22 protein-coding genes and 1 pseudogene are annotated in these 26,844 nt (G+C 63.4%); 8 read left to right on the forward strand and 15 right to left on the reverse strand.

Features of this window, described 5'->3' with window-relative positions:
- Positions 1-166: 166 nt before the first annotated feature.
- From HU720_RS17680 to ffh, 10 genes are all read right to left on the reverse strand, one after another.
- On the reverse strand, positions 167-541 hold the full coding sequence (locus HU720_RS17680) for a histidine kinase (protein ID WP_186521232.1): 375 nt from the start codon (positions 539-541) through the stop codon (positions 167-169).
- Positions 542-693: 152 nt separating this feature from the next.
- A complete protein-coding gene (thrC, locus tag HU720_RS17685) occupies positions 694-2,103 on the reverse strand; it encodes a threonine synthase (protein ID WP_186521233.1) in 1,410 nt (469 codons plus the stop codon).
- A 169-nt stretch (positions 2,104-2,272) separates the two neighbouring features.
- Complete coding sequence (locus HU720_RS17690; RefSeq protein WP_186521234.1) at positions 2,273-3,577, reverse strand: homoserine dehydrogenase; 1,305 nt, start codon at positions 3,575-3,577, stop codon at positions 2,273-2,275.
- Between the two features lie 82 nt (positions 3,578-3,659).
- Positions 3,660-4,409: a DsbC family protein gene (locus HU720_RS17695; RefSeq protein WP_186521235.1), complete on the reverse strand. Its 750-nt coding sequence runs from the start codon at positions 4,407-4,409 to the stop codon at positions 3,660-3,662.
- Between the two features lie 153 nt (positions 4,410-4,562).
- Positions 4,563-5,459, reverse strand: a complete 897-nt coding sequence (gene xerD / locus HU720_RS17700) for a site-specific tyrosine recombinase XerD (RefSeq protein WP_186521236.1) — start codon at positions 5,457-5,459, stop codon at positions 4,563-4,565.
- Positions 5,460-5,765: 306 nt separating this feature from the next.
- Complete coding sequence (gene rplS / locus HU720_RS17705; protein ID WP_011535315.1) at positions 5,766-6,116, reverse strand: 50S ribosomal protein L19; 351 nt, start codon at positions 6,114-6,116, stop codon at positions 5,766-5,768.
- A 42-nt stretch (positions 6,117-6,158) separates the two neighbouring features.
- Positions 6,159-6,911 carry a tRNA (guanosine(37)-N1)-methyltransferase TrmD gene (gene trmD, locus HU720_RS17710; RefSeq protein WP_186521237.1) on the reverse strand — a complete coding sequence of 251 codons (753 nt, stop codon included), beginning with the start codon at positions 6,909-6,911 and terminating at the stop codon, positions 6,159-6,161.
- A gap of 3 nt (positions 6,912-6,914) precedes the next feature.
- Positions 6,915-7,451: a ribosome maturation factor RimM gene (rimM, locus tag HU720_RS17715; protein ID WP_186521238.1), complete on the reverse strand. Its 537-nt coding sequence runs from the start codon at positions 7,449-7,451 to the stop codon at positions 6,915-6,917.
- Positions 7,452-7,456: 5 nt separating this feature from the next.
- Positions 7,457-7,708, reverse strand: coding sequence for a 30S ribosomal protein S16 (rpsP, locus tag HU720_RS17720; RefSeq protein WP_011535318.1), 252 nt, complete (start codon positions 7,706-7,708; stop codon positions 7,457-7,459).
- Positions 7,709-7,942: 234 nt separating this feature from the next.
- On the reverse strand, positions 7,943-9,319 hold the full coding sequence (ffh, locus tag HU720_RS17725) for a signal recognition particle protein (RefSeq protein ID WP_186521239.1): 1,377 nt from the start codon (positions 9,317-9,319) through the stop codon (positions 7,943-7,945).
- A 585-nt stretch (positions 9,320-9,904) separates the two neighbouring features.
- Between ffh and ccsA the strand changes: the two genes are divergently transcribed.
- The 3 genes from ccsA to HU720_RS17740 all read left to right on the forward strand — a co-directional run bounded on the left by ccsA (position 9,905) and on the right by HU720_RS17740 (position 13,458).
- On the forward strand, positions 9,905-10,714 hold the full coding sequence (gene ccsA, locus HU720_RS17730) for a cytochrome c biogenesis protein CcsA (protein ID WP_186521242.1): 810 nt from the start codon (positions 9,905-9,907) through the stop codon (positions 10,712-10,714).
- A 9-nt stretch (positions 10,715-10,723) separates the two neighbouring features.
- Positions 10,724-11,911, forward strand: a complete 1,188-nt coding sequence (locus tag HU720_RS17735; RefSeq protein ID WP_186521244.1) for a transporter associated domain-containing protein — start codon at positions 10,724-10,726, stop codon at positions 11,909-11,911.
- A gap of 242 nt (positions 11,912-12,153) precedes the next feature.
- Positions 12,154-13,458 carry an MFS transporter gene (locus HU720_RS17740; RefSeq protein ID WP_186521246.1) on the forward strand — a complete coding sequence of 435 codons (1,305 nt, stop codon included), beginning with the start codon at positions 12,154-12,156 and terminating at the stop codon, positions 13,456-13,458.
- Positions 13,459-13,550: 92 nt separating this feature from the next.
- Here HU720_RS17740 and purT read toward each other — a convergent pair whose 3' ends face one another.
- The 5 genes from purT to HU720_RS17765 all read right to left on the reverse strand — a co-directional run bounded on the left by purT (position 13,551) and on the right by HU720_RS17765 (position 16,895).
- Complete coding sequence (gene purT, locus HU720_RS17745; protein WP_186521248.1) at positions 13,551-14,732, reverse strand: formate-dependent phosphoribosylglycinamide formyltransferase; 1,182 nt, start codon at positions 14,730-14,732, stop codon at positions 13,551-13,553.
- A gap of 247 nt (positions 14,733-14,979) precedes the next feature.
- Positions 14,980-15,447, reverse strand: a complete 468-nt coding sequence (locus HU720_RS17750; RefSeq protein WP_186521258.1) for a VUT family protein — start codon at positions 15,445-15,447, stop codon at positions 14,980-14,982.
- A 78-nt stretch (positions 15,448-15,525) separates the two neighbouring features.
- Positions 15,526-15,732, reverse strand: a complete 207-nt coding sequence (locus HU720_RS17755) for a DUF1289 domain-containing protein (protein ID WP_186521250.1) — start codon at positions 15,730-15,732, stop codon at positions 15,526-15,528.
- Positions 15,725-16,249, reverse strand: coding sequence for a gamma carbonic anhydrase family protein (locus HU720_RS17760; protein WP_186521251.1), 525 nt, complete (start codon positions 16,247-16,249; stop codon positions 15,725-15,727). Before HU720_RS17760 ends, HU720_RS17755 begins: the two co-directional genes overlap by 8 nt.
- 46 nt (positions 16,250-16,295) lie before the next feature.
- Positions 16,296-16,895, reverse strand: a complete 600-nt coding sequence (locus tag HU720_RS17765) for a CoA pyrophosphatase (RefSeq protein ID WP_186521252.1) — start codon at positions 16,893-16,895, stop codon at positions 16,296-16,298.
- Between the two features lie 136 nt (positions 16,896-17,031).
- Here HU720_RS17765 and HU720_RS17770 point away from each other — a divergent pair.
- The 5 genes and pseudogenes from HU720_RS17770 to HU720_RS17790 all read left to right on the forward strand — a co-directional run bounded on the left by HU720_RS17770 (position 17,032) and on the right by HU720_RS17790 (position 26,666).
- Positions 17,032-17,582, forward strand: a pseudogene (locus HU720_RS17770) (NUDIX hydrolase).
- Between the two features lie 24 nt (positions 17,583-17,606).
- On the forward strand, positions 17,607-18,164 hold the full coding sequence (locus HU720_RS17775) for a L,D-transpeptidase family protein (protein ID WP_186521253.1): 558 nt from the start codon (positions 17,607-17,609) through the stop codon (positions 18,162-18,164).
- 190 nt (positions 18,165-18,354) lie between these two features.
- Positions 18,355-20,022 (forward strand): ShlB/FhaC/HecB family hemolysin secretion/activation protein, encoded by a 1,668-nt coding sequence (locus HU720_RS17780; protein ID WP_186521254.1) that lies wholly within the window; start codon positions 18,355-18,357, stop codon positions 20,020-20,022.
- A 28-nt stretch (positions 20,023-20,050) separates the two neighbouring features.
- On the forward strand, positions 20,051-24,493 hold the full coding sequence (locus HU720_RS17785; RefSeq protein WP_186521255.1) for a hemagglutinin repeat-containing protein: 4,443 nt from the start codon (positions 20,051-20,053) through the stop codon (positions 24,491-24,493).
- Between the two features lie 136 nt (positions 24,494-24,629).
- Complete coding sequence (locus tag HU720_RS17790) at positions 24,630-26,666, forward strand: PhoX family phosphatase (protein ID WP_186521256.1); 2,037 nt, start codon at positions 24,630-24,632, stop codon at positions 26,664-26,666.
- Positions 26,667-26,844 lie beyond the last annotated feature (178 nt).

Raw genomic sequence — 26,844 nt, forward strand, 5'->3', positions numbered from 1 at the left:
CGCGGGACAAGCCCGCTCGCCACAAGGAGATATGTCTGGCGGGAACAGGCTTGTACAAAACCATAGAATCTCCCACATATACTGCTTCAGTCCTTATAGAGATGTCTGACTGAAATCCTGTGGGAACTGGCGCCAGCCTGCGATAGGGCCGCCCCAGGCTACCTTGCTACACCCGCGCCAAGGCCTTTTCCAGCGCTACCGTCGACATCGGCCAAGCCAGCTCGCCGACCACGCGAAACCCACGCTTGCGGGCTTCCCGGGCCAGGTCGCGGGTCTGGTCACTGCCCTGCCCCACAAACAACAGCGCCCTCGGCGCAGCGCCGGGCTGCAGGTGCTGGAACAAGGACCGTGCGCACCCTTCAGGCATACCCTGATCGAGCACCAGCACATCGACCACCTGTTCACGGCCCAGGCGCGCAGCGGTGTCTTCGAGGTCGTCGCTCAGGCGCACGTTGAACACCCCCTGGGCATTGAACGCCTGGTGCAGGAGGATCTGGTGAAAGGGGCGGGCCTGATGGATGAGGACATGGAGGCTGCGCATCGGCCTCTCCCTGAATAAATGAAGCTCGCACCTTAATGAAAGCGGCGGCCTGCGATATATAGGAAAAGTCCGATCAAGCCTGCCGAAACGGCCGGGATTGAGAGGGGAAAAGCAAAGGGGCCGCAAAGCGGCCCCCAGATACCAACCGATGCTTACAACGGCTTGCCGCGGTTGCCGTGCTGGCTGACAAATGCCTGAACAGCTTTGAGGTCGTTCGGCAGAACCGTGCAGCGCTCTTCGCGGCTGAACAGGTCGCTCAGGTGAGCGGGCAATTCCAGCGCCTTGCCAACACCGGCCTTTTCCACCGCTTCCGGGAACTTGACCGGGTGGGCGGTGCCGAGCACCACCATCGGCGTGTCGAGGCTGCGGCGGCACTCGCGGGCGGCCTTTACGCCAATCGCGGTGTGCGGGTCGAGAACTTCACCCGTCGCTGCGAACACGTCGGCGATGGTTTCGCAGGTTTGCTCGTCGGTCACTGCCAGCGAGTCGAACAGCTTGCGGGCTTCGGTCCAGCGGTCTTGCTCGACGCTGAAACCACCACCTTGCTTGAAGTTGGCCATCAATTCGGCAATCGCTGCGCCGTTACGCCCGTGCAGGTCGAACAGCAGGCGTTCGAAGTTGGACGACACCATGATGTCCATCGACGGCGACAGCGTCGGGTGCAGGGTGTCCTTGACGTACTGGTTGCCGCTCATGAAGCGGTGCAGGATGTCGTTGCGGTTGGTCGCGACCACCAGCTGGCTGATCGGCAGGCCCATGTTGCGCGCCAGGTAGCCGGCAAAGATGTCGCCGAAGTTGCCGGTTGGCACCGAGAACGCCACCGATCGCGCCGGGCCACCCAGCTGCAGCGCTGCATGGAAGTAGTAGACGATCTGGGCCATGATCCGTGCCCAGTTGATCGAGTTGACCGCCACCAGGCGAGTGCCCTTGAGGAACGACTGGTCAGCGAAGCTGGCCTTGACCATTTCCTGGCAATCATCGAAGTTGCCTTCGATGGCGATGTTGTGGATGTTATCGCCCGGGATGGTGGTCATCTGCCGGCGCTGCACTTCCGACACACGTTGGTGCGGGTGCAGGATGAAAATGTCGACGTTGTCGCAACGGCGGCAGCCTTCGATGGCGGCAGAGCCGGTATCACCGCTGGTGGCACCGACAATGACCACACGCTCGCCACGCTTGACCAGAATGTGGTCGAGCAGGCGGCCGAGCAGTTGCAGGGCAAAGTCCTTGAACGCCAGGGTTGGACCGTGGAACAGCTCCATCACCCACTCGTTTCCGTTGAGCTGACGCAGCGGCGCAACCGCCGCGTGGGCGAAGGCGCCGTAGGTTTCTTCGAGAATCTTCTTGAAGTCGGCATCGGCGATGCTGCCGGTGACGAACGGGCGCATCACCCGGAACGCCAGTTCGTGGTACGGCAGCCCTGCCCAGGAGGCGATTTCTTCCTGGGTGAAGCGTGGCAGGTTTTCGGGAACGTACAGGCCGCCATCGGTGGCGAGGCCAGCCAGCAGCACGTCTTCGAAGTTCAGGGCCGGAGCCTGGCCGCGGGTACTGATATAGCGCATGGGTGCAAACCTTTGGTTTGAGCGGCAAGTGGCGAGCTGCAAGCTACAAGAAAGAGCCGACTGGCGTTGTTCTTGCGCCCTGCACTGCAACCTTGCCGCATAGGTAATCTGATCAAAGCCCCAACACCGAACTGCTTCATCTTGCAGCTTGCAGCGTGAGGCTTGCCGCTTAGTTGAGCTGTTCGACGCGGATGCGCACTACCGGGCCAACCACGTCCTGCAGGGCTTCCAGGGCGACAATGGCGTCGTTGATGCGATGCTCGACCACACCGTGGGTGACCAGGATCATCGGCACCAGGCCGTCCTGCTCCTCGGCTTCCTTCTGCATGATCGACTCGATGTTGATACCGCGCTCCGACAGGATGCTGGCAACCTGGGCCAGCACGCCCGGATGGTCCTTGGCCTGGATGCGCAGGTAATAGGCGCTTTCGCACGCATCGATCGGCAGGATCGGGTGGGCCGACAGCGAGTCTGGCTGGAATGCCAGGTGCGGTACACGGTTTTCCGGGTCGCAGGTCATGGCGCGAACCACGTCGACCAGGTCGGCGATCACCGACGATGCAGTCGGCTCCATGCCGGCGCCGGCGCCGTAATACAGGGTGGAGCCTGCGGCATCGCCATTGACCATGACTGCGTTCATCACGCCATTGACGTTGGCGATCAGGCGGTCGCTCGGGATCAGCGTGGGGTGCACGCGCAGCTCGATGCCATCGGCAGTACGACGGGCCACACCAAGGTGCTTGATGCGGTAGCCCAGGGCCTCGGCGTAGTTCACGTCAGCTGTGGTCAGCTGGGTGATGCCTTCGGTGTAGGCCTTGTCGAACTGCAGCGGGATGCCAAAGGCGATGGACGCCAGGATCGTCAGCTTGTGCGCCGCATCGATGCCTTCGACGTCGAAGGTCGGGTCGGCTTCGGCGTAACCCAGCGCCTGGGCTTCGGCCAGCACGTCAGGGAAGGTACGGCCCTTGTCGCGCATTTCGGTGAGGATGAAGTTGCCGGTGCCGTTGATGATGCCGGCCAGCCAGTTGATACGGTTGGCCGACAGCCCTTCGCGGATGGCCTTGATCACCGGGATACCGCCCGCCACGGCTGCCTCGAAGGCAACGATGACGCCCTTCTCGCGGGCCTTGGCGAAGATCTCGTTACCATGCACGGCAATCAGCGCCTTGTTGGCGGTGACCACGTGCTTGCCGTTTTCGATGGCCTTGAGCACCAGGTCGCGGGCGATGGTGTAGCCACCGATCAGCTCGATGACGATATCAATCTCGGGATTGGTCGCAACGTCGAACACATCAGCGGTAATGGGGGTACCGGTAATCTGGCAGTTCGGGTTCTGCGAGCGCATGGCAATCTGTGCCACTTCAATACCGCGCCCGGCACGGCGGGCAATCTCCTCGGCGTTGCGCTGAAGTACATTGAAGGTACCGCCACCGACGGTCCCCAACCCACAGATGCCTACTTTGACCGGTTTCACTGTGAACTCCCCATTGAACGGCCGGCGCCTGCACCGACCGTGAAACATGCCGTCACCCCATGACGACGGCGTACTGAATTGATTACTTGCCGGCCGCCAGGGCCAGCTTGGCCACTTGCGGTGCGGGCTGGTAGCCCGGAATCACCTGGCCGCTTTCAAGCACGATGGCCGGCGTGCCGTTGACGCCGATCGACTGGCCCAGGGCAAACTGCTTGCCGACCGGGTTGGTGCACTTGGCAGCTTTGATTTCCTTGCCATCGACCATTTTGTCCAGCGCCGCGCGGCGGTCGCTGGAGCACCACACTGCCTGCAGTTGCTCATCGCCGGCCGAGCCCAGGCCCTGGCGCGGGAAGGCGACGTAACGCACTTCGATGCCGCGCTTGTTCAGCTCGGGCACTTCGGCGTGCAGCTTGTGGCAATACGGGCAGGTGGTGTCAGTGAATACGGTGATATGCGACTTGGTCTCGCCCTTGGCCGGGTACACGACCATTTCGCCAGCCGGGATGCCGTTGATCAGCTTGGCAATGCCCTGGCGCTCGGTTTTTTCGGTGAGGTTGACGGGTTTGCCGTCCTGGATCTGGAACAGGTAGCCCTGCATCACGAACTGGCCATCGCCGCTTGCGTACAGTACGCGGCCGCCCTGCAGCTTGACCTCGTAGAGCCCACTGACGGGGCTGCTGGCAACGCTCTCGACCGGCACTTCCAGCGACAGGTTCTGCAACGATTTACGGATGGCCTGCTCGGCCCCGGCATTGCTGTCGGTGGCTGCGGCGAAGGCAAAAGTGCTGGCCAACGCCAAAGCGGCGGCGGCGAAAATCTGGGTCACGCGCATGGGGTACTCCTGAAGGCGGACGGGGCCGGGCAAGCGAGCCTGCGAGCGGATCGCGGCGTTGCGACGGCCCTTGCAACAAACCGCCCAAGCCTACCACAACAGAGGGGTGCAGAATGATCCCTCACGCGCCACTCGGCAGAACATGAATTTCATTCATCCACGCGGATGGTGCTGGGCATGCAGCTGTTGCAGGCGGGCTTTGGCGACATGGGTGTAGATTTGCGTGGTGGACAGGTCACTGTGGCCCAGCAGCATCTGCACCACGCGCAGGTCGGCGCCGTGGTTGAGCAGATGGGTAGCAAAGGCATGGCGCAGGGTGTGCGGGGACAGCGGCTTGTCGATACCGGCCACGCGGGCATGGTGCTTGATACGGTGCCAGAAGGTCTGGCGGGTCATCTGCTCGCCGCGCAGGCTGGGGAACAGCACGTCGCTGGGGCGGCCATTGAGCAGTTCGGCGCGGCCGTCGCGCAGGTAGCGCTCGATCCACACCACGGCCTCTTCGCCCATGGGCACCAGGCGCTCCTTGCTGCCTTTGCCCATCACCCGCAGCACACCTTGACGCAGGTTGACCTGATCGAGGGTCAGGCTGACCAGTTCGGTGACGCGCAGGCCGCAGGCATACAGCACCTCCAGCATGGCGCGGTCTCGCTGGCCGATGGCCTCGCCCAGCTCCGGGGCCTGCAGCAAGGCTTCAACGTCCGCCTCTGACAGGGATTTGGGCAATGGCCTGCCCAGTTGCGGCATGTCGACCTGCAAGGTCGGGTCGACGGCGATCATCCGCTCGCGCAGCAGGTAGCGGTAGAAACCGCGTACGCCGGACAGAAAACGCGCAGTTGAACGGGGTTTGTAGGCCTGGTCGAAACGCCAGGCCAGATGATCGAGAATCAACTCGCGGCCAGCATCGGGCAACGCCACGCCTTTCTCCTGCAACCAGCCATTGAACAAGGCCAGGTCGCTGCGGTAGGACGCGCGGGTGTTGTCGGACAGGCCTTTTTCCAGCCAGAGGGCGTCGAGGAATTGGTCGATCAGGGGGTGGTCGAGGGCGGGCATTGGGGGCTTGATGTACCGACTGTTTAAGGGGCTCAGTGTTTCACAGCAGGTTGTAGATTGTCTGTACTGGCCTCATCGCAGGCTGTCGCCAGCTCCTACAAAAATCCGGGCTCGCCTCTATATCGTGGTTGTGCGCGGTCTTTGCGGGAGCTGGCGACAGCCTGCGATGAGGTCCGGACAGGCTCTTGAAAACCACAGCATGAACACAGGCGGTTGCGCGCCTCGATAAAGCCCAGAAAGCAAAAAAGCAGCCCGAAGGCTGCTTTTTCTCTCGCACGGCGGCCTGGGCCACCGGTCAAACTGTCCTCAGGACAGTTTTTCCTTGATGCGAGCTGCTTTACCGGACAGGTCACGCAGGTAGTACAGCTTGGCTTTACGCACGTCACCACGACGTTTCACGGCCAGGCTGTCGATCTGCGGGCTGTAGGTCTGGAAGGTACGCTCAACGCCAACGCCGCTGGAGATCTTGCGCACGGTGAAGGCGCTGTTCAGACCGCGGTTACGCTTGGCGATAACGACGCCTTCGAATGCCTGCAGACGCGAGCGATCGCCTTCCTTCACTTTAACCTGGACGACAACGGTGTCGCCTGGTGCGAAGGTTGGGATTTCCTTGCTCATCTGCTCGGCTTCGAGCTGCTGGATGATTTTGTTAGTCATGCTGTGCTCCTAAGATGGATACGTGATCCACCATCGATACGTTTAACTATCGTCCCGCTCGCGGAGATATTCCTCGAGCAGCTTCTTCTCTTCTCCAGAAAGTGAGCGACTTTCCAGAAGATCGGCGCGTCGTTCGAAGGTCCTACCAAGGGACTGCTTCATCCGCCATCGCCGGATATGTGCATGGTTGCCACTTAGCAACACGTCGGGAACACGCTGATCCGCATACACCTCAGGTCGGGTGTAGTGCGGGCAATCCAGCAGACCGTCGGTGAAAGAGTCTTCCTCCGCCGAGTCCACATGCCCTAAAGCTCCGGGCAGCAGCCGCGTAACCGCATCGATCAGTACCATGGCCGGCAGCTCGCCACCGGAAAGCACATAGTCGCCAATCGACCACTCTTCATCGACATGAGCCTCGATAAAACGCTCGTCGATGCCTTCATAACGACCGGCGATCAGGATCAACGATTCCTGTTCGGCCAGGCCTTTGACCGCTTGCTGATTCAGCTTGCGGCCTTGCGGCGAAAGGTAAATTACCTTTGCCGATGCTCCGGTCGCTTGCTTGGCGCTAGCCAAAGCGTCTTCCAGAGGCTTGATTTTCATCACCATGCCCGGACCACCGCCAAACGGCCGATCATCCACGGTGTGGTGGCGATCTGTGGTGTAGTCCCGCGGGTTCCAGCAGGTCACTTGCAGCAACCCCTGTTTCACCGCGCGGCTGGTAATGCCGTACTCGGTGATGGCCGAAAACATCTCAGGGAACAGCGTGATGACGTCTACACGAAGGCTACCCATCGGTTAGAAATCCGCATCCCATTCGACTCGCATCACACCGGCTTCGAGGTCGATTGCCAGCACGCACTGCCCGGTATAGGGCAACAGACGCTCGCGATCATCCAGGCTGCCTGCGCAAGGCTTGACCACCAATACATCGTTTGCGCCGGTTTCCAACAGGTGATCGACCTTGCCGAACAGTTGTTCGTCCTGGTTGATGACCTTCAGACCTACCAACTGGTACCAGTAGTACTCGTCAGCGGCCAGGTTGGGCAAAAGGCTCCGCGGTATGCAGATTTCAAAGCCGCTCAGAAGACGGGCTTCTTCACGATCCTCGAGGCCTTTCAATTTAACGACCAGGCCCTTTTGGGAGCCACGACCGCTAACCAGCTCGACCTGTTTTACCTTGCCTTCGTGCTTGAGCGTCCAGCGCGGGTAATCCAACAGGTTTTCAATCGGATCGGTAAAGGAATACACCTTCACCTCGCCGCGAACGCCGTGTACCGAAAAAATCTTGCCTACAACGATCAGATCGTCAGGCTTTTCTGGCGTCGCGTTCATACTGCTCAGGCTGCAGCCTTGGCAGCTTCCTTCAGCAGCTGAGCAACACGCTCAGACGGCTGTGCGCCCTGGCTCAGCCAGTAGGTGACGCGCTCTTGGTTGACCGACAGTTTGACTTCGGCGCCCGATGCGATCGGGTTGAAGAAGCCAACGCGCTCAACGAAACGGCCGTCACGGGCGTTACGCGAGTTGGTCACGGTCAGGTGGTAGAAAGGGCGCTTCTTAGAGCCGCCACGGGCAAGACGGATGGTTACCATGTGAACATCGTTCCTATAGTCGGTGCTGCAAAACTGAATGCCCAATGGGCACACGCGTGCCCAAAAGGCCGCATATTCTCGGGGAATACACGGACATTTGCAAATGCCTTTTTCGGCAAGCACATGGCCCACCGTTCATTTTTGCCGGTTGAAGCCGCCAAATGGCGGCAGTGTCCCCGCCAGTGCGGGGGTCTGGCGGGTTTTCCTTCTATAAGGAAGACCCGCCTGATTCGATTACATCTTCGGCATGCCGCCACCTGGCAGCATCCCACCCAGGCCGCGCATCATCTTGGCCATGCCGCCCTTGGTGGAGAATTTCTTCATCATCTTCTGCATCTGCTTGTGCTGCTTGATCAGCCGACCGATGTCCTGCACCTGGGTGCCGGAACCGAGGGCGATACGGCGCTTGCGCGAACCGCTGATCAGGTCAGGGTCACGGCGCTCGGCAGGGGTCATGGAGTTGATGATCGCTTCCATTTGCTTGAACTGCTTCTCGGCAGCGCCCTGGGCGTTGCCCATCTGCGACAGGTTGACGCCGCCGATGCTCGGCAGTTTGTCCATGAGCCCGCCGAGGCCGCCCATGTTCTTCATTTGTTGCAGTTGGTCGCGGAAGTCTTCGAGGTCGAAACCCTTGCCCTTCTTGAGCTTCTTGGCGAGCTTGTCGGCCTTGGCCTTGTCGATGTTCTGCTCGGCCTGCTCGATCAGGCTGAGCACGTCGCCCATGCCGAGGATGCGCGAGGCGATACGGTCAGGGTGGAACGGCTCCAGGGCCTCGGACTTCTCGCCCATACCGATGAACTTGATCGGCTTGCCGGTAATGGCGCGCACCGACAGCGCGGCACCGCCACGGGCGTCACCGTCGACCTTGGTCAGCACCACGCCGGTCAGCGGCAGGGCATCACCGAAGGCCTTGGCGGTGTTGGCGGCGTCCTGGCCGGTCATGGCGTCGACCACGAACAGCGTTTCGATCGGCTTGACCGCGGCGTGCAGGGCCTTGATCTCGTCCATCATGTCGGTATCGACATGCAGGCGGCCGGCGGTGTCGACGATGACGACGTCGATGAACTTGAGCCGTGCTTCGCGAATGGCGGCCTCGGCGATGTCGACCGGCTTCTGGCTGATATCGGACGGGAAGAACGTCACGCCGATGTCATTGGCCAGGGTTTCGAGCTGCTTGATCGCCGCCGGGCGATAAACGTCGGCGGACACCACCATGACGCTTTTCTTCTTGCGCTCTTTGAGGTGGCGGGCCAGCTTGCCGGCGGTGGTGGTCTTGCCCGCGCCTTGCAGGCCGGCCATCAACACCACCGCAGGTGGCGTGGTGTTCAGCGCCAGCTCTTCGTTGGCATCGCCCATCAGGCTTTCGAGTTCGGCCTGGACGATCTTGACGAAGGCCTGGCCTGGCGTGAGGCTGCGCGACACTTCAGTGCCGACGGCGCGTTCCTTGATGCTGTTGACGAAATCCTTGACCACCGGCAGGGCAACATCGGCCTCGAGCAGGGCCATGCGCACTTCGCGCAGCGTGTCCTTGATGTTGTCTTCGGTCAGCTTGGCCTTGCCGGTGACATGGCGCAGCGTCTGTGACAGGCGGTCGGTCAGGTTTTCGAACATGGTGATCCTTTCAGGCCTAGTTGAGCCGAGGTTTTTCAGGTGCCGTGGGGGGAAATGCACACCCGCCAGGCACAACAAGGCGGCGATTATAGCGGAGACTGCCTGCTGCGCACACCTTCGCACCTGGCCGATAGATATTCGGTGGCCAGGGGCGCAAAGGTGGCTAAGCGTCGACATCAAAATGAACGCGCATAAAGCTGTCAAAACCACAGCCAGAAACATAAAGATCTCAGCAAACCTGCACCGGCCTCATCGCAGGCTATCGCCAGCTCCCACGCAGGCCGTGCTCAACCGCAACAGTGCTGGTTGGACCCAATCCTGTGGGAAATGATAAAGAGTCGTGGCGAGCGGGCTTGTCCCGCGCTGGGCTGCGCAGCAGCCCTGAAAACCCCAGGGGCTGCTGCGCAGCCCAACGCGGGACAAGCCCGCTCGCCACAAAGGAGCTCGCCACAAGGAGATGTGTCTGGCGGGAACAGGTTTGTACAAAACCATAGAATCTCCCACAGAGACCGACAGCAGCAGGCTTCCTAGAACCGCGGGTTCTATGCCAAACTCCGTCTCTTTAGGGCTTGCCTCCCAGGACTTATGCTCTCTTCACCCAGCCTCATCCCCAATCTCATCGCCGCCTTCCTTTATGTGGCCGCGACCGTCTATCAGGCAACTGGCCTGGCCCGTGGCGCCCGCGCCGACAAACGGCTGCTGGGCGCTATCGGTGCCTTGGCGGTAGCCGCCCAAGCCGGCGCGCTGTTCTTCCAACTGATCACGCCGCTGGGCCTGAGCCTGGATTTCTTCAGCGCCGCCAGCCTGATCGCCGTGGCCGTCATTGCCCTGACCCTGCTCGCGTGCCTGAGCATTCCGGTAGAAAACCTGCTGGTGCTGCTGTTCCCGCTGGGTGCCGTCACCGCGCTGCTGGCGCAGTTCGCACCGGCCGGCACCGTGCCGCTGGTCAATGAAGAACCCGGCATTCTTGCGCATATCCTGCTATCGATCCTGGCCTACGGCTTGTTCACCATCGCCGTATTCCAGGCCTTGCTGCTGTTGCTGCAGGACTACCAGCTGAAAAACAAGCACCCGTCCGGCCTGATTCGCAACTTCCCGCCGCTGCAAACCATGGAAAGCCTGCTGTTCGGCTTCCTCTGGGCCGGCTGGGTACTGTTGTCGCTGTCGCTGCTGTCGGGCTGGCTGTTCCTCGACAACCTGTTTGCCCAGCACCTGGTCCACAAAACCCTGCTCGCCTGCGTGGCATGGGTGGTGTTCAGCGTGCTGCTGTGGGGCCGCACGCGCCTGGGCTGGCGTGGCCACAAGGCGATCCGCTGGACCCTGGCCGGTTTCTGCCTGCTGATGCTGGCCTATTTCGGCAGCAAGCTGGTCCGCGAATTCATCCTGCACATCTGACGGTCGCCCATGGATAGCCTGCCGTACGCCCCGCTGCTCGGCACCCTCGCTCTGGCCCTGCTGTGGTCGGCGCTGTTTACTGCCGTAGACAGCGCACGCCAGCAACTCAACGGCCATGCCGAACCCGCCCTGCCCGCCCAGGCGCTGGTACTGTGCGCCTGCCTTGGCAAGCTGCTGGTGCTGGGCCTGGCTTGCCTGATCGGGCAACGCTATAGCGGCGAGCATGGTTTCTGGATGGCCGGCCTTGGCGGTGCGCTCGCCCTGCTGGTGTTCGCCGAATACCTGCCGCGACGCCTGATCCGGCGCAACCCGCACGCCTTCGTGAGCCTCGGCGCCAGCCTGCTCAAGCTGCCGCTGATGCTGTTGCAGCCGCTGGCCTGCCTGCTTGACGGCATCGCCCGGTTGATCCTGCGGCCGTTTCGCGTGCAGCCAACCGCCACCGCCCTGCACCCGCAGGAAACCGACGACTTCGACGAAGACGAACAGCACGAGCCGCCCCGCCACGGCCTGCTCGAAGGCTTGCAGGCGCTGGACAGGATCACCGTCAATGACATCCTGGTACCGCGTAACGAGGTAGATGGCATCAACCTCGACGAGCCCATCGCACACATCATCGAGCAATTGATCGTCAGCCGTCATACCCGCCTGCCGGTGTATCACAACGACATCAACCAGGTTGAGGCGGTGCTCAACACCAAGCTCATCAGCCACCTGTTGCCGCGCGCCGAACTCACCCTGGAGGCGCTGCGCGGTGCCTGCTACGAACCGTATTTCGTGCCCGAAAGCACGCCGCTGCAGATGCAGCTACTGAACTTCCACAAGCAACAGCGGCGCATGGGCGTGGTGGTGGACGAATACGGCGAAGTGCTGGGCATCGTCACCCTTGAAGACATCCTCGAAGAAATCGTCGGGGAATTCGAAGACGAACAAAGCCTGCAAAACCCCCACGTACACCCACAGGAAAACGGGCGCTTTGTCATCGAGGGCGCCGCTTCATTGCGCGAAATCAACCGCACCCTGGGCTGGCACCTGCCCTGCGATGGCGGGCCGAAAACCCTCAACGGGCTGGTCACCGAAGCACTGGAAAGCATCCCCGAAAGCGCGGTGTGCCTGAAAATCGGCCGCTATCGCCTGGAAATCCTCGAAACCGAGGACAATTGCGCAAGCAAGGTACTGGTCTGGACCGTGACCCGATAGCTATACTCGGTCACGCTTACCCAGCTCCCGCCGCCACGCCTGCTACCCGCAAACGGCGCCGCGCGGCCAGTACGCCACACTGACACGCCCTGCGCGCTGCTTCACCACCCCGAACAGCCCGCCCCCGCCTTCTTACCCCCGGGCCATCGTAAGTGAGCGAACCATAACAATACGCTCCGGCCGCTTTGCGCCTGTCGCTTTGCCGTGCCCCATGGAGCATCGACTGTCAGGGACCTACCAAAATGACTTCCAGCAGCACCTACGCCGAACCTGCCGAGGCGCCCCCGGTCAACTCGCCTGCGCGGGTGGCTACCGCCAGTTTTATTGGCACCGCCATCGAGTTCTACGATTTCTACGTCTACGCCACGGCTGCAGCCTTGGTAATCGGGCCGATTTTCTTCCCGTCGGGTTCTGGCACCGTGCAGATGCTCGCGGCGTTCATCACCTTTGGCATCGCCTTCCTGGCCAGGCCGCTAGGTTCGGCGCTGTTCGGCCATTTTGGCGACCGTATTGGCCGAAAATCCACGTTGGTGGCTTCGCTGCTGCTGATGGGTGTATCGACCACGCTGATCGGCGTGCTGCCGGGCTATGACAGCATTGGCATCTGGGCACCGATCATCCTCTGCGTGCTGCGCTTCGGCCAAGGCCTGGGCCTGGGCGGTGAATGGGGCGGCGCGGCGCTGCTGGCCACCGAGAATGCGCCCAAGGGCAAGCGCGCCTGGTTCGGCATGTTCCCGCAACTGGGCCCCTCGATTGGTTTTCTGGCCGCGAACGGCCTGTTCCTGACACTGGCCCTGGTGCTCAGTGACGAGCAGTTCCGCGAGTGGGGCTGGCGCATCCCGTTCCTGCTCAGCGCAGCGCTGGTGCTGGTCGGCCTGTACGTTCGCCTGAAGCTTGAAGAAAGCCCAGTGTTCGCCAAGGCCGTGGCGCGCCAGGAGCGCGTCAAGCTGCCGGTGGTCGAGCTGTTCGCCCAGTACTGGCTGCCAACCCTGCTGGGCGCGGCGGCGATGGTGGTGTGCTATGCGCTGTTCTATATCTCGACGGTGTTCTCGCTGAGCTACGGGGTGAATACCCTGGGCTACAGCCGCCAGACCTTCCTCGGCATGCTGTGCTTCGCCGTGGTGTTCATGGCCCTGGCCACACCATTGTCGGCCTGGCTCAGCGACCGCTACGGGCGCAAGCCGGTGCTGATCACCGGCGCCCTGCTGGCGATTGCTTCGGGCTTTGCCATGGAGCCGCTGCTCACCTCGGGCTCCACCGCCGGGGTGACGCTGTTCCTGAGCATCGAGCTGTTCCTGATGGGGGTAACCTTCGCCCCGATGGGCGCGTTGCTGCCTGAGCTGTTCCCGACCCACGTGCGTTATACCGGCGCTTCGGCGGCCTACAACCTGGGCGGCATCGTCGGCGCATCGGCGGCACCGTTCTTTGCCCAGCAGTTGGTCAGCATGGGTGGGTTGAGCTGGGTTGGGGGGTATGTGTCGGCGGCGGCGGTGATCAGCCTGATTGCCGTGCTATGCCTGAAAGAGACACGCAATAACGAGCTTTGAGGCGCTGAAACCATCGCGGGGCAAGCCCGCTCCCACAGCATGCATGAAGGCTGCTTTTGTGGGAGCGGGCTTGCCCCGCGATGCATTGCCGCTTAGAACTCGACTTTGACCGCCTGCGCTGCGCGGGTGGCCTTGGCGCGGGCGGCTTCGATCGACTCGTCACGGGCAAGGCAGACGCCCATGCGGCGGGTGCCGTTGATTTCTGGCTTGCCGAACAGGCGGATGGCCGTGTCCGGCTCGCTCAGGGCGGCGCCCAGGTTGGCAAAGCTAGCCTGCTGCGACTTGCCCTCAGGCAGGATGACCGCCGAGGCCGATGGGCCGAACTGGCGCACTACCGGGATCGGCAGGCCAAGAATGGCGCGGGCGTGCAGCGCGAACTGCGACAGGTCTTGCGAGATCAGCGTCACCAGGCCCGTGTCGTGCGGGCGCGGCGAGACTTCGCTGAACCACACCTGATCACCTTTGACGAACAGCTCAACGCCAAACAGGCCACGGCCGCCCAACGCATCGGTGACCGCCTGGGCGACACGCTGCGACTCGGCCAGCGCCTTGGCGCTCATTGCCTGGGGCTGCCAGGACTCCTGATAATCGCCCTTCTCCTGGCGGTGACCGACCGGCGCAAGGAACGTGGTGCCACCGACGTGGCGCACGGTCAGCAAGGTGATTTCGTATTCGAAGTCGATGAAGCCTTCGATGATCACCCGGCCTTTGCCCGCGCGGCCGCCTTCCTGGGCGTAGTCCCAGGCCTGCTGCAGGTCAGCGGCGCTGCGCAGCAGGCTCTGGCCCTTGCCCGAGGAGCTCATGACCGGCTTGACCACGCAGGGGTAGCCGAGGTCGGCGACCGCCTTGCTGTAGTCCTCGAAGGTATCGGCAAAGTGGTACGGCGAGGTAGGCAGGTCCAGCTCTTCGGCAGCCAGGCGGCGGATGCCTTCGCGGTTCATGGTCAGCTGAGTGGCGCGGGCAGTCGGCACCACATTGAAGCCTTCGCTTTCCAGCTCGACCAGGGTCGCGGTGGCGATGGCTTCGATTTCAGGGACGATGTAGTGCGGCTTTTCGGCCTCGATCACGGCGCGCAGGGCAACGCCATCGAGCATGTTGACCACATGGCTGCGGTGCGCGACCTGCATGGCCGGGGCATCGGCGTAGCGGTCAACGGCAATCACTTCGACGCCCAGACGCTGCAGTTCGATTACCACTTCTTTGCCCAGCTCGCCGCAGCCGCACAGCAGTACACGGGTCGCGGTCGGCGACAATGGGGTTCCGATACGGGTCATTTCAGGTCCTCGAAGGCGTCCGGGGCGGCGCTGCACGTGGCGCTGCCCGCTGAAAAAGGACCGGTATTCTACACCCAATGCAGTCTCGTGTAGGAGCGGCCTTGTGTCGCGAAAGGGCTGCACAGCAGCCCCGGCGGTGTGGCATGAGGCCGAGATCCTGGGGCTGCTGCGCAGCCCTTTCGCGACACAAGGCCGCTCCTACACCGCCTCAGGCGCAATGTCGATGGCTGGCACCGCAAATGCAAGGTCAGCCGACAACCACCGCACGCCGAGCGCGCCAGGCCATGATCAGCCATACCGCCGTCACCCCGGCAAACTTCGAGGCCATGGCCGTGCCGACCACCACGGGCGTGAGCGCGCCAATCATGCCGAAGAAAATAAAGGTGTCCACCGGAATGCTCAGCGCCGAACTCAGCCACAGCCGGTCGCGCAGCGGGCGCCGGGTGACGCTGAACACCAGCCAGTCAATCAGCTCGGAAATGAAGAACGCCGTGGCACTGGCCAACGCGATAGCCGGCTCCGAGGTCACATAGGACAGCACCAGCGCCGCCAGCATCGCCACCAGCGCGCCATGGCCATAGCGGGTCTGCACCATGTCGCGCAGGATGAACACCAGCCCGCCCCAGGCGGACCAGATCACGTCCAGGTGCGGGGCGCTGGAGAAGGCGTAGTTGATGAGCACCACGCTGCTGATATAGGCGATGAGATAGAACATGGGGCCGAAGGGTTCGTTGGGCAAGCCGCACAGATTAGCGCCAGCGCGGGCATGGGTAAACCATTGCATGGCCCTGGGCTACAGGCCGAGCATCAGCCCCGCCGCCACCGCCCGCTCATGGCATAGCGTCAGCACCGCGCGGCGCTGCTGGTTATCCATGCGCCCCCAGCGGGTGATCTCATCGACCGTACGCTGGCAGCCGGTGCAGATATCTTGCTCATCCAGCGCACAGACACTGACACAAGGCGAGGCCACCGGCCGTTCGCGGGGGGCGGTGTCAGTCATCGTCGGCCACCAGCTCGCGGGCATAACGCTGGGCGTTGTGCACGTAATGGGCAGCGCTGGCCTCGAGCATGCGCATCTGCTGCTCGCTGAGTTCGCGCACCACTTTGCCCGGCGAGCCCATCACCAACGAACCGTCGGGGATTTCCTTGCCTTCGGGAATCAGCGCATTGGCGCCGATGATGCAATGCTTGCCGATGCGCGCCCCGTTGAGAATCACCGCGTTGATGCCGATCAGGCTGTAGTCGCCCACCGTGCAGCCATGCAGCATGGCGTTATGGCCAACGGTCACACCACGGCCCAAGGTCAGCGGCGAACCCATGTCGGTGTGCATCACCGTGCCGTCCTGGACGTTGCTGTCCTCGCCGATGTCGATCAGCTCGTTATCACCGCGCAGCACCGCGCCAAACCAGACACTGGCACGCGCCTGCAGGCGCACCTTGCCGATCAGCGTGGCGGTAGGCGCGGCCCAACTGCTGGGGTGGGTCTCGACGCGCAGGTCGCCCAAGCGGTATTTCATGTGTCGTTCCTCACGGTTGAACGCAGCGCGGCAGGGTGAACCCTGCTCAGTTCTGGATAAAACGCTCTGGCGGCTGATGCAGGCTGATGCCGGCGTCGTACAGCAGGTTGACCAGCTCGACGATCATGATCGCCGACAACCCCCAGATTTTATAACCCTCGTAGCGGTAGCTGGGCACATACCAACTGCGCCCCTGGTAATCGATACGGTGGGTGTGGTCACGCGGGTCCTGGCGGAAAAACGCCAGCGGAACGGTGAACACCGCGGCGATTTCTGCATCATTGGCGCGGTACTCGACGTAATCCGGGATCAAGCCGACGAACGGCGTCACCTTGAGCCCATGCAACGAAATCAGCGGGCTGAGCGGGCCGATCACCTCGACCAGGCCCGGCGGCAAGCCGATTTCTTCTTCGGCTTCGCGCAGGGCCGTAAACACCAGGTCCGGGTCTTCGGGGTCGCGCCGGCCACCGGGGAACGCCACTTCGCCGCCGTGGGTCGACAGGCCCTTGGCGCGCAGCGTGAGCACCAGCTGCGGTTCTTCGCTACGGGTGATGGGCAGTAATACCGCCGCCTCCGGGAAGCGCCGGTCCACCTCCAGCGAAGCCGGGGTGTGGTTGCTCATTCGGCGAAGAAGCTCGTCCAGCATTGCGCACTCTCGTATCCAAAGCCTGCCGTGCATGATGCACCAAAAGCCGTGAGGCACCCAAGCCCCCCGCCCGCTGGCCGCTTGCGGTGAGCAGGCCGAGCGCGCCAAGATAGCCCGACCCCAAAGGAATGTAAGCATGAAATTCTGCAGCGCGTGCGGCCACAGCGTCACTCTGAAAACCCCCGAGGGCGACAGCCGCCTGCGCCATGTCTGCGACCACTGCCATACCATCCATTATCAGAACCCCAATATCGTCGCCGGGGTGCTGCCAACCTGGGGCAGCCAGGTGCTGCTGTGCCGGCGCGCCATCGAGCCACGCCGAGGGTTCTGGACCTTACCCGCAGGCTTCATGGAAAACGGCGAACCCTCGACGCCGCCGCCCGTCGCGAAACCGAAGAGGAAGCCTGCGCCCGCGTGGGCGCAACAGCCCTCTATCAACTGTTCGATTTGCCGCATATCGACCAGGTGCATGTGTTCTTTCGCGCAGAACTTGCCGACCTGGACTTTGCCGTGGGCGTCGAGAGCCTGGAAGTGCGCCTGTTCGAGGAGCACGAGATCCCTTGGGCGGAGCTGGCTTTTCGCACCGTCACCCGCACACTAGAATGCTACTATCGCGACCGCATCCGGCAGCACTACCCCATAGGCCATGAGTACCTGCCGCCGATGAACGTTTCGTCGCCTACTTAACTCAAGTTTCAGGGATACGGTTTCATGCGCTGGTTGCTTGCCCTTTTCTGCCTAAGTGTCGCCTCGGTGTCGCAAGCAGCCTTCACCGAAACCATCATCCGCAAGCCACAATCGGCCGTGCAGCCTGCCGCCCCGGCCACGCCCAGCCCTCAGTTGCAGGCGATCGACAAGGTGCTGGTGCTCAAGTCCGAACGGCGCCTGCAACTGATCAGCCGTGGCGAGCCGCTCAAGACCTACCGCATTTCCCTGGGCAAGCAGCCCAAGGGCGCCAAGGAGCGCGAGGGCGACAAGAAAACCCCAGAAGGCCTGTACTGGCTCGACTGGCGCAAGGCCAGCAGCCGCTACAACCTGGCCATGCACATCTCCTACCCGAACATCACCGACGCCGCCAAGGCGCGGCGCGCCGGGGTAAGCGCCGGCAGCATGATCATGATCCATGGCACGCCCCTCGACGAGGAATACCCGGAGTGGTACTTCCACACCCTGGACTGGACCGAAGGCTGCATCGCCATGCGTAACGCCGACATGCGCGAAGTGTGGAGCCTGGTGAAGGACGGCACGTTGATTGAAATCAGGCCATGACAGCGCTGCCTTGAATGCCTCGGCCCTGAGCGCCTGCTGATTCCCGGTCCTCCCGCAAAGAAATCCCCTACACCATTCTTGCCTTTGTCCTACGCCCAACAGGGCACGGGACCGCATTCAGCCGACTGGTCAAAGCCATAAAATCCACGCAATCGAGTACCTGATTCGTACACGCATTGCGGGATTTTCCATGCTCAAACGTGCCCTGAAACTGTTCGTCGCCGGCCTGCTGTCGACCCTCAGCTGCTTGCCCATCGCCCACGGCGCAAACCCTGCCAGCCAGCAACTGCGCGAGCAGCGCCAGGCAACCGAACAACTGGAACAACAACAACGCTTGCAGCGTTGGGAGCGCCAGTTGCCCACCACCCGCACGCCTGAGGGGCCGTCGCCCGACGGCGCCACAGAGCCCTGCCTGCCGGTTTCCGGGATACGCCTGACGGGCAATCGGCGGCTATCAGCCAGCGAGCTGAAGCGCAAACTGCACCCGCTGCTGCCAGCCTGCATGGGCGTTACCGCCATCAACCGGCTGCTGCGAGCGCTCACCGCGCGTTACGTCGAAGCGGGCTACCCGTTGGCCCGCCCTTACTTGCGAAAAATCCCCGAGGCCGGCCAACCGCTGGATATTCTCATTGACGAAGGCTACGTTGAGTCCATCGAGCTGACCGATACCGCCCCGCTGTCGTTACGGGGTGCCTTCCCGAAACTGCTCGGCCAACCCTTGCACCTGCCCGACCTGGAGCAGGGCCTCGACCAGCTCAACCGCCTGCGCGCCTATGACCTCACCGCCGATCTGATCCCCGGCCAGGGCCGTGGGGCCACCCAAATCGCCATCACCCCGCACAAAGTCGGCAGGCGCGTGCACCTGGAAGGGCGTTTCGACAACCGCGGCAGCGAGCTCACCGGCCGCCATCGCCTGAACCTTGGGCTCGGCGTGGATAGTCCGCTGGGGCTCAATGACGACCTGCGCCTGTCGCTGTCGTCGACCGTGCTCCAGCCCCCCGGCCAAAGCCAGGGCGTAAGCCTGTACTACAACATCCCTTACGGCCCCTGGAGCTTCACCCTCAGCAGCAGCCAGTTGAGCTACCGCTCACCCTTGCCAGCCGGGCAGTCAGCCAGCGGCGGCAGCCGTTTCAATGCGCTGGGTGCAGAGCGCGTGCTGTGGCGCAGCCAGCAGGGCATGCTCAGCGCCGGCATGCGCCTGGAGAGCAAGCGGCTGATCAACGAAGTCTCGGGGCTGCGGGTTCAACTGCAAACCGACGCGCTCACCACCCTTGATGCAGGGCTCAACCTGTTGTGGCTCGAGCATGGCGTGTGGAGCGCCTCGTTGGGCCTGGCTCAAGGCCTCGACGCCTTGGGCGCCGACCACGCAGCCGTCGGGCGCGGCGCCCCGCAACCGGACTTTCGCAAGTACCGCGCCAGCCTGCTGTACCTGGCCCAGGCACCACCGCAACGGCCATGGCGCTGGCAGAGCGAACTGAACCTGCAATACAGCCGCGACTACCTGCCCACCGTCGAGCAGTTGTCGCTCAATGACAACAACAGTGTGCGCGGCGTACGCCAGCATGCCGTAGCCGGCTCAAGGGGCGCGGTCTGGCGCAACACCCTGAGCTACCCCTTCAACCTGCCGTCATCGCTCACCGTGCAGTTGCGCCCCTACCTCGGCCTGGACCTGGGCTGGGCCCAGCTCCAACGCAATGCCCCCTCACAACGCCTGGCCGGCAGTGCCATCGGCCTGGAACTGACCCTGCCAAGCAATCGCATCCGCCTCGACTACCAGCGCGCGCTGTACGCCAGCGACCGCGCGCGAAAGGCGCTCGAACCCGGTTTCTGGGGCCTTGAGTGGACCCTGGAACTCTGATTCACCCACAAAAAGAAAGGAAACCAACGTGAATCATCACACCCCACCCAGCCTATTGCGCCCCGACCCTCTGCGCCTGGCCATCCTGCTGTGCCTGTTCGCCCCTCCTGCCCTGCAGGCCAGCGAAGGCCTGCAGCCCAGTACCGGCCCGGGCGGCACGCCCATTGTCAGCGATGTCAATGGCGTGCCGGTAGTCAACATCGTGCCGCCAAACGCCACGGGCCTTTCCCATAACCAGTACCAGGCCTACAACGTCGACTCGCAGGGCCTGGTGCTGAACAACGCCCTACAGGCCGGGCAGTCGGTGCTCACCGGCAGCGTCCTGCAGGCCAACCCACAGTTCCACGGCCAGGCTGCCGCCATCATCCTGAACGAGGTGATCAGCCGCCAGGCTTCGTTGATCCAAGGCCCGCAAGAGATTCTCGGTCGCCCAGCCGATTACATTCTCGCCAACCCCAACGGCATCACCATCAATGGTGGCAGTTTCATCAATAACACCCAGGCCGGCTTCCTGGTAGGCACCCCGGTGATCGAAGACCAGCGCATCAAATACCTCGACACCTTGAACGCCGAGGGCATCTTGCACGTGCAGGCTGGCGGCTTGAGCAACCTTAAAGGCGCACTGGACCTGATCGCACCGCGCGTGCACATCGAGGGCCCGCTGAAAAACGAAGGGGTCGCCACCTTTACCCTCGGGCGCAACCGTATCGACACCGCCAGCGGCGAAGTGCTGCAGCACCTGCCCGGCACCCCGTCGAGCATTGATGCCAGGCTGTTCGGTGCCATGCGCGCCGGGCGCATCCGCGTGATCAGCACCGCAGAAGGCGCCGGGGTGCAGGTGGGCGACGTCGAGCTGTTCAGCGACGACGAACTGAGTATCAGCTCGGCAGGCGACCTGGAATTCACCGGCACCCAGGCCAAGGCGAAAAAAATCAAGGCCAAGGCCGGGCAGAAGCTGGTACTCAACGCCAAGACCCGAGAGCAGGTGAAGAAGGACCGTGAGGCCTGGGACAAACGCTGGTGGTTCGTCACCACCGAGACTTACAGCCGCGACCGCACGCAAACCGACAGCATCCAGCAGGGCACCGCGCTGCAAGCGAACGAAGGCCTCAGCCTGGATTCCGGTGGCGACCTGCAGATGACCGCCGCCAAGCTCAAGGCGGGCACTACGTTGGCGTTGCACAGTGAAGGCAACCTCGACATTTCGGCAGGTGTCGACAGCAGCAAGGTCCAGGAACAGGTTCGCCACCGCAAGCACCTGTGGCGCGGCGACAGCGACAGCGAGCAGTACACCGAACGCGCCAACGGCAGCTCGCTTGAAGCCGGCAACCTGACCGCAACGGCAGGCAAAAAGCTGAAAATCAGCGCCAGCAACCTCAGCAGCCAGGGCGACATGCAACTGCAGGCCGCCCAGGTAGAGGTGGGCGAACAGGCGATGCAGGACAGCGGCCAGAAGCGTGACTACCGTGGCGACCTGGTCTCCGGCACATTCTTCGGTGACCGCAAGGGCAACGACACCCAAGGCAGCCAGGCCGTCGGCAGCACGGTAAGGGCCGAGGGCAAGCTGACGGTCAGCGCCGATAGCATGGCCATCAAGGGCAGCTCGGTGAGCAGCGCCGGCGATGCCGTGCTCTACAGCGACAAGGCCGGGCTTGAGGTGGGCGCAGCGCAAAGCACACGCCGGTCGCAGGACACCACCAGTGACAGCCAGCTCTTCGGCCTGCTGGGCAGCCGCAGCGAGAACAACAGCGACACGCAGCAGGTTCTGGTCAGCGATGTGCGCTCCAGCACCAACCTGCGCCTGGCCAGTGCCGGGGAGCTGAGCCTCAAAGGCGCCCAGGTGGCCGCCGGGCAGGCGCTCGAAGTCACCGCCAAAGGCGACGTGCACCTGGACAGCGCCGAAGCTACCAGCAGCCACACACAAAACAACCAGCAGCGCTCCCTCACCGCCAGCGCGAGCCAGACCCAGCAAGCCCAGGATGGCAAGCCCGGTTCGCGGCAGTATGACGCCAAGGTCGGCTACCAGGTCGAGAACCGCGAGCAGCACCAGTCAGCCACTGAACAAGTCGCCAGTACCCTGAGCGGGGCGAAGGTCGACGTGCGCAGCGATACCCGGCTGGTGGCCAATGCAGCACAGGTCAAGGCCACCGCAGGCGACCTGACACTCAAGGCGCCCAAGGTCGAGCTGAACGCGGCGCAGGACACCCAGCAAAGCCAAACAAAAACCACCATCAGCGGCGGCGACCTGGCGGTAACCGGCGGCATTGACCGGGTCGGCAGCGCTTTCGAGGGCCACCGCAACCAGACCGACCTGCGCGAAAGCACTGGCAGTGCTCGGCGCAGCGAGCTGAGCGCCAGCGGTAACCTGCTTATCGACACCCCCCATCTGGCGACCGAAGGCGCCAAGGTGAACGCCGAGGGCCAATTGCTGGTGAACGCCGAGCACATCGAAAACCGCGCCGCTGCCGACACCCATGAACGCGAAGAGTCCACCAGCAACTGGCAAGGCAGCCTGGGCGCAAGCATCGAGTACCGGGATATCTCCCGGCCGATCGAGCGCCTGGTCGAGGGCCGTGAAGGTGCGCGCTTCCAGCAGGCCGGCGTCGAGGATGCCATGGCGCCACCCAGCGTAGGCGCCGATGCTACCGTCGGGCATCTGGCTCGGACGCAGACCGACACCAGCAGTACCGCACAGCCTGCCTCTTTTAGTGGTACCAGCACCCACATCCAGGCGGGGCGTATAGAAGACCAGGGCACCCAATACACAGGCACTGCCGGGCAGCTGCAGATCGACGCCAACGAGCACCAGTTGCTGGCAGCCCAAGACCAGCAGAGCACGCGCGTGCAACGTACCGATATCGCTGGGGGCCTGCGGGTAGACACCAGCACCGGTGAAGATATCAACGCTCGCGTCGAAGGCAAGTACGCCACCCTGGACGATAACCAAACCACCCGCCTCGCCCGCCCTGGCAGCCTGAGCGGCCAGACCGGTATTCAGGTGCAACTGGGCAGTGACGGCCGCTACGAAGGCACCCGCATGGACGGCGGCGACGGCGCGGTCAAGGTGACCGGCGCCGGCACCCTGACGCTGGACGCAGCCCATGACCACACCCACCACAGCAAAACCCAGCTCGACACCAGCCTTTGGGCCAAAGGCGGTAATCGCCCTGGCAGCACCGGTGCCGACGTACGCGCCTATGCCGACCACAGTACGTACCAAAGCGACGACAGCAAGGCCCAGGTCGGCAGCATCGTCGCCAAGGGCCCGGTAGAGGTGGTCAGCAGCGGTGACCTCACCCTGGAAGGCACCCGCATTGACGCGGGCGGTGATATCAACCTGCACAGCGACGGCGTGTTGAAAGTGCTGGCCGCCAACGACAGCCACGAAGCCGTGGGCGACACACTCGGCGGCGGTGTCGAGATGGCGGGCACCGCAGGCACAGGCAAGGGCGGTGGCGTGGGCGGCCATGCCACGAGCGCCAAGGTAGATGAAAACGCAAGCCAGGCGGTGAATGCACAGTTCACCGCCAAGCAGGCACTGCAGCTCACCAGCCTTGCCCGCGAGGACATCGCACTGCAGGTTCAAGGGCTGCAGGCCAATGCCGCATCAATCGGCCTGACCGCCCGCAACGGCGGCCTGCAGGTAGAGGCGTCCAACCAGCACGAGCGCTACGACAACCGCGACATCAGTGCGGGGGCCGGTTTCAAGCTCAACCGCGGGGAAACGGCCGATCAGGATATCCGTGGCCTGCATGGCCGGGTGCAAGTGGCCTTGGACAAGCGCGATAACCAGAGCTGGAGCGACAGCACCCTGCGCGCCGACCAGATCGACATCAACAGCCGCGGCGACACCCGCATCGAAGGCGCCAAGCTTGATGCCGAGCGCATCAGTGGCACTGTCGGCGGCGACCTGCTGGTGGCCAGCCGCAAAGACCGCATCGACAGCTTGACGGTCAATGTCGATGGGCGCCTGAGCCAGGAGAAAAACCCGCAAGGCCATATCAATGCCGTCTCATCGCTGGCCGGCCCTGCCGCTGGCAAGGTGCAGGAGAAAGCCGGCAAGGCCCTGGCCCGAACAGAGCCTGGCTTGTCGCCGACGTTGAAGGCGGATGTCAGCCATCAACAGCGCGACACCGTGGCTCGCCAGACCACCTTGAGCGGCGCTCAAGGCATCGACCTCAAAGTCGGCGGCGATACACGCTTGGTTGGGGCCGCGTTGAAATCCGCCGAAGGTGCAGTCGACTTGGGTGGCAGCGATGTCAGCCGTGAAACCCTGAGCGGGCGCGACTATCGCCGCGATGTGTCGTTCGACGTCAGCAATGCGCCGGTAGACCTCGGCACGGCGGTGCTGGACAGCCTCAAAAGCAAAGGCGCGGCCGAAGGCGAAAACGCCCTCGACCTTGGCCTGCTGCGCACCAGCGGTTACGACCGCAGCGCGCAACTGGCCTCGAAAATAGACGCCAAGCCGTAAGCAGAACAGCCCGGGCAGCCGACCACTGCCCGGGCCTGAAGTGCGGGGGGGCTAATGCCCCCTCCAGCAACCTAAACATCATATTTGCGCTTTACAGTCTTTCCCCTGCGCACAAACCTACTAGAAAGGACACCTGATGAGTCGAGACAGCGGCGATAACCTGGACCGCAACCGTTCCGCCAACCCGCCGATGGCAAGCGTCATGGACGCCTACCTGAGCCGGCGCAGCGTAATCCGCGGCAGCCTTGGGGCGGCCATCGCCATGATTGCTGGTGCAGGCCTTGGCGGCTGTCTCGATCTGTCGACTGGCAAACCACCTGCCCCGCCTGCGTCAGCCAAACCCAAGCTCGGCTTTGCCTCGATCAAGGGTTCGCGCACCGATGCCTGCGCTATCGCCCCCGGCTACAGCGCCCACGTGCTGGCGCCCTGGGGCACGCCGATCAACAGCAGCGGCAGGCCGTGGCTGGCCGATGGCAGCAACAGCGCCAGCGACCAGGCCAACGCCATGGGCATGCACCACGACGGCATGCGCTTCTTCCCCATCGACGGCAGCTCCGACGACGGCCTGCTGGCGATCAATTTCGAGTACATCGATACCGCAGCGCTGCACCCCAACAGCCCGACCAACGCCCTGAGCGGCCAGCGGCCGGCCGAAGAAGTGCGCAAGGAAATCAACGCCCACGGCGCAGGCGTGATCCGTATCCGCAAGGTCGGCGGGCGCTGGCAGGTGGTCGACAACGACCCGCTGAACCGGCGTTTCACCACCGCCACGGTGATGGATATCGCCGGCCCCCTGCGCGGCACCGAGCATGTACGCACGCGCTTCTCACCCACCGGGGTCGAGTGCCGAGGCACCAACAACAACTGCGGCAATGGCTATACCCCATGGGGTACGTACCTGACGTGCGAGGAGAACTGGCCGGGTATTTTCGTCAATAACGCCCCCCGCCCTGCCGACCAGGTGCGCATCGGTGTTGCCACCGGCGCCAGCCAGTACCGCTGGGAAAGCGCCGCCGGTGATGCCAGCGAGTTCGACGACGAATTCGCCCGCTTCGACATCACCCCGTCCGGCGCCAGTGCCAGCGACGACTACCGCAACGAAGCCAGCACCTACGGCTATATCGTCGAGATCGACCCGTACAACAGCGCCACCCGCGCGGTAAAACGCACGGCGCTGGGGCGCATGCGCCATGAAGGTTGCTGCCCGGGCCTGGCTGTGGCGGGCAAGCCGCTGGTCTGGTACACCGGCGACGACTCCAACAACGAATACCTGTACAAGTTCGTCTCCGACGCCCTGTGGGACCCCGCCGACGCCAAGGCCCCCGACCGCCTTGCCACCGGCGCCAAGTACCTGGACAAAGGCAAGCTGTACGTCGCGCGCTTCAACGCCGACGGCAGTGGCGACTGGCTGCTGCTGGATGTCACCACGCCGACCCGCGACGGCAAGCCCCTGGGCGCGCTGTTTGGCGACCTGCCGGGCATCATCATCAACACCCGTGGCGCTGCCGATGCCGTGGGCGCCACGCCCATGGACCGCCCCGAGTGGACCGCCGTCAACCCGCTCAACGGCGACGCCTACCTGACCCTGACCAACAACAGCGCGCGCAGCCCGGACAAAACCGACAAGGCCAACCCGCGCGGCCCCAACCGCCATGGCCACATCATCCGCTGGCACGACAGCGAGGATCAGCAGCGCTTCAACTGGGATATCTTTGTTTTCGGCGCCAACGCCGATGGCGCGGCCGATATCAACCGCTCCGGCCTGACCGAAATGAACCAGTTCGCCAGCCCCGACGGCATGAGCTTCGATAGCCGTGGCGTGTTGTGGATCGAGACCGACAATAGCGAAGAAAGCGTGACCCGCTATACCAACGACCAGTTGCTGGCCGTGATCCCGACCGACCTGGTGGATGCCAACGGCAAGCAAGTGCCGGTGAATGCGCAGAACCAGGCGGACCTGCGGCGCTTCTTCGTCGGCCCCACCGGCTGCGAAGTCACCGGGCTAACCTTCACCCCCGACAACAAGACCCTGTTCGTCAATATCCAGCACCCGCAGAACTGGCCGTCCACGGACGTTGCAACCGACGTCACGCCTGCCGGCAGCAAGGTGCGCCCACGCTCCTCGACCGTGGTGATCCAGCGGCTTGATGGCGGGGAAATAGGTACGGCCTGAGTGCATCGCGGGGTTCTTTGTACCCCTGCACCGGCCTCATCGCAGGCTGGCGCCAGCTCCCACAGGATTGAGCCAAGCAGCTCTCTCAGGGCCGACGCAGTCTTTGTGGGAGATCACCCAGCCCTTCCGGGCTGCGCTGTCGCGCAGAGAACTGGGCACCGTGGGAGCGGGCTTGCCC

Source organism: Pseudomonas sp. SWRI51 (assembly GCF_014268825.1).
Taxonomy (GTDB): domain Bacteria; phylum Pseudomonadota; class Gammaproteobacteria; order Pseudomonadales; family Pseudomonadaceae; genus Aquipseudomonas; species Aquipseudomonas farsensis.

What these genes read in the sequence shown, in the direction of transcription:
- xerD (WP_186521236.1), bottom strand. Translation starts at nt 5,459, where the DNA reads ATGCCCGCCCTCGACCACCCCCTGATCGACCAATTCCTCGACGCCCTC.
- HU720_RS17750 (WP_186521258.1), bottom strand. Translation starts at nt 15,447, where the DNA reads ATGTTCTATCTCATCGCCTATATCAGCAGCGTGGTGCTCATCAACTAC.
- HU720_RS17780 (WP_186521254.1), top strand. Translation starts at nt 18,355, where the DNA reads ATGCTCAAACGTGCCCTGAAACTGTTCGTCGCCGGCCTGCTGTCGACC.
- HU720_RS17760 (WP_186521251.1), bottom strand. Translation starts at nt 16,249, where the DNA reads ATGAAATACCGCTTGGGCGACCTGCGCGTCGAGACCCACCCCAGCAGT.
- purT (WP_186521248.1), bottom strand. Translation starts at nt 14,732, where the DNA reads ATGACCCGTATCGGAACCCCATTGTCGCCGACCGCGACCCGTGTACTG.
- HU720_RS17775 (WP_186521253.1), top strand. Translation starts at nt 17,607, where the DNA reads ATGCGCTGGTTGCTTGCCCTTTTCTGCCTAAGTGTCGCCTCGGTGTCG.
- HU720_RS17755 (WP_186521250.1), bottom strand. Translation starts at nt 15,732, where the DNA reads ATGACTGACACCGCCCCCCGCGAACGGCCGGTGGCCTCGCCTTGTGTC.
- rpsP (WP_011535318.1), bottom strand. Translation starts at nt 7,708, where the DNA reads ATGGTAACCATCCGTCTTGCCCGTGGCGGCTCTAAGAAGCGCCCTTTC.
- HU720_RS17735 (WP_186521244.1), top strand. Translation starts at nt 10,724, where the DNA reads ATGGATAGCCTGCCGTACGCCCCGCTGCTCGGCACCCTCGCTCTGGCC.
- ffh (WP_186521239.1), bottom strand. Translation starts at nt 9,319, where the DNA reads ATGTTCGAAAACCTGACCGACCGCCTGTCACAGACGCTGCGCCATGTC.
- rimM (WP_186521238.1), bottom strand. Translation starts at nt 7,451, where the DNA reads ATGAACGCGACGCCAGAAAAGCCTGACGATCTGATCGTTGTAGGCAAG.
- thrC (WP_186521233.1), bottom strand. Translation starts at nt 2,103, where the DNA reads ATGCGCTATATCAGTACCCGCGGCCAGGCTCCGGCCCTGAACTTCGAA.
- HU720_RS17695 (WP_186521235.1), bottom strand. Translation starts at nt 4,409, where the DNA reads ATGCGCGTGACCCAGATTTTCGCCGCCGCCGCTTTGGCGTTGGCCAGC.
- trmD (WP_186521237.1), bottom strand. Translation starts at nt 6,911, where the DNA reads ATGGGTAGCCTTCGTGTAGACGTCATCACGCTGTTCCCTGAGATGTTT.
- rplS (WP_011535315.1), bottom strand. Translation starts at nt 6,116, where the DNA reads ATGACTAACAAAATCATCCAGCAGCTCGAAGCCGAGCAGATGAGCAAG.
- HU720_RS17765 (WP_186521252.1), bottom strand. Translation starts at nt 16,895, where the DNA reads ATGCTGGACGAGCTTCTTCGCCGAATGAGCAACCACACCCCGGCTTCG.
- ccsA (WP_186521242.1), top strand. Translation starts at nt 9,905, where the DNA reads ATGCTCTCTTCACCCAGCCTCATCCCCAATCTCATCGCCGCCTTCCTT.
- HU720_RS17790 (WP_186521256.1), top strand. Translation starts at nt 24,630, where the DNA reads ATGAGTCGAGACAGCGGCGATAACCTGGACCGCAACCGTTCCGCCAAC.
- HU720_RS17740 (WP_186521246.1), top strand. Translation starts at nt 12,154, where the DNA reads ATGACTTCCAGCAGCACCTACGCCGAACCTGCCGAGGCGCCCCCGGTC.
- HU720_RS17680 (WP_186521232.1), bottom strand. Translation starts at nt 541, where the DNA reads ATGCGCAGCCTCCATGTCCTCATCCATCAGGCCCGCCCCTTTCACCAG.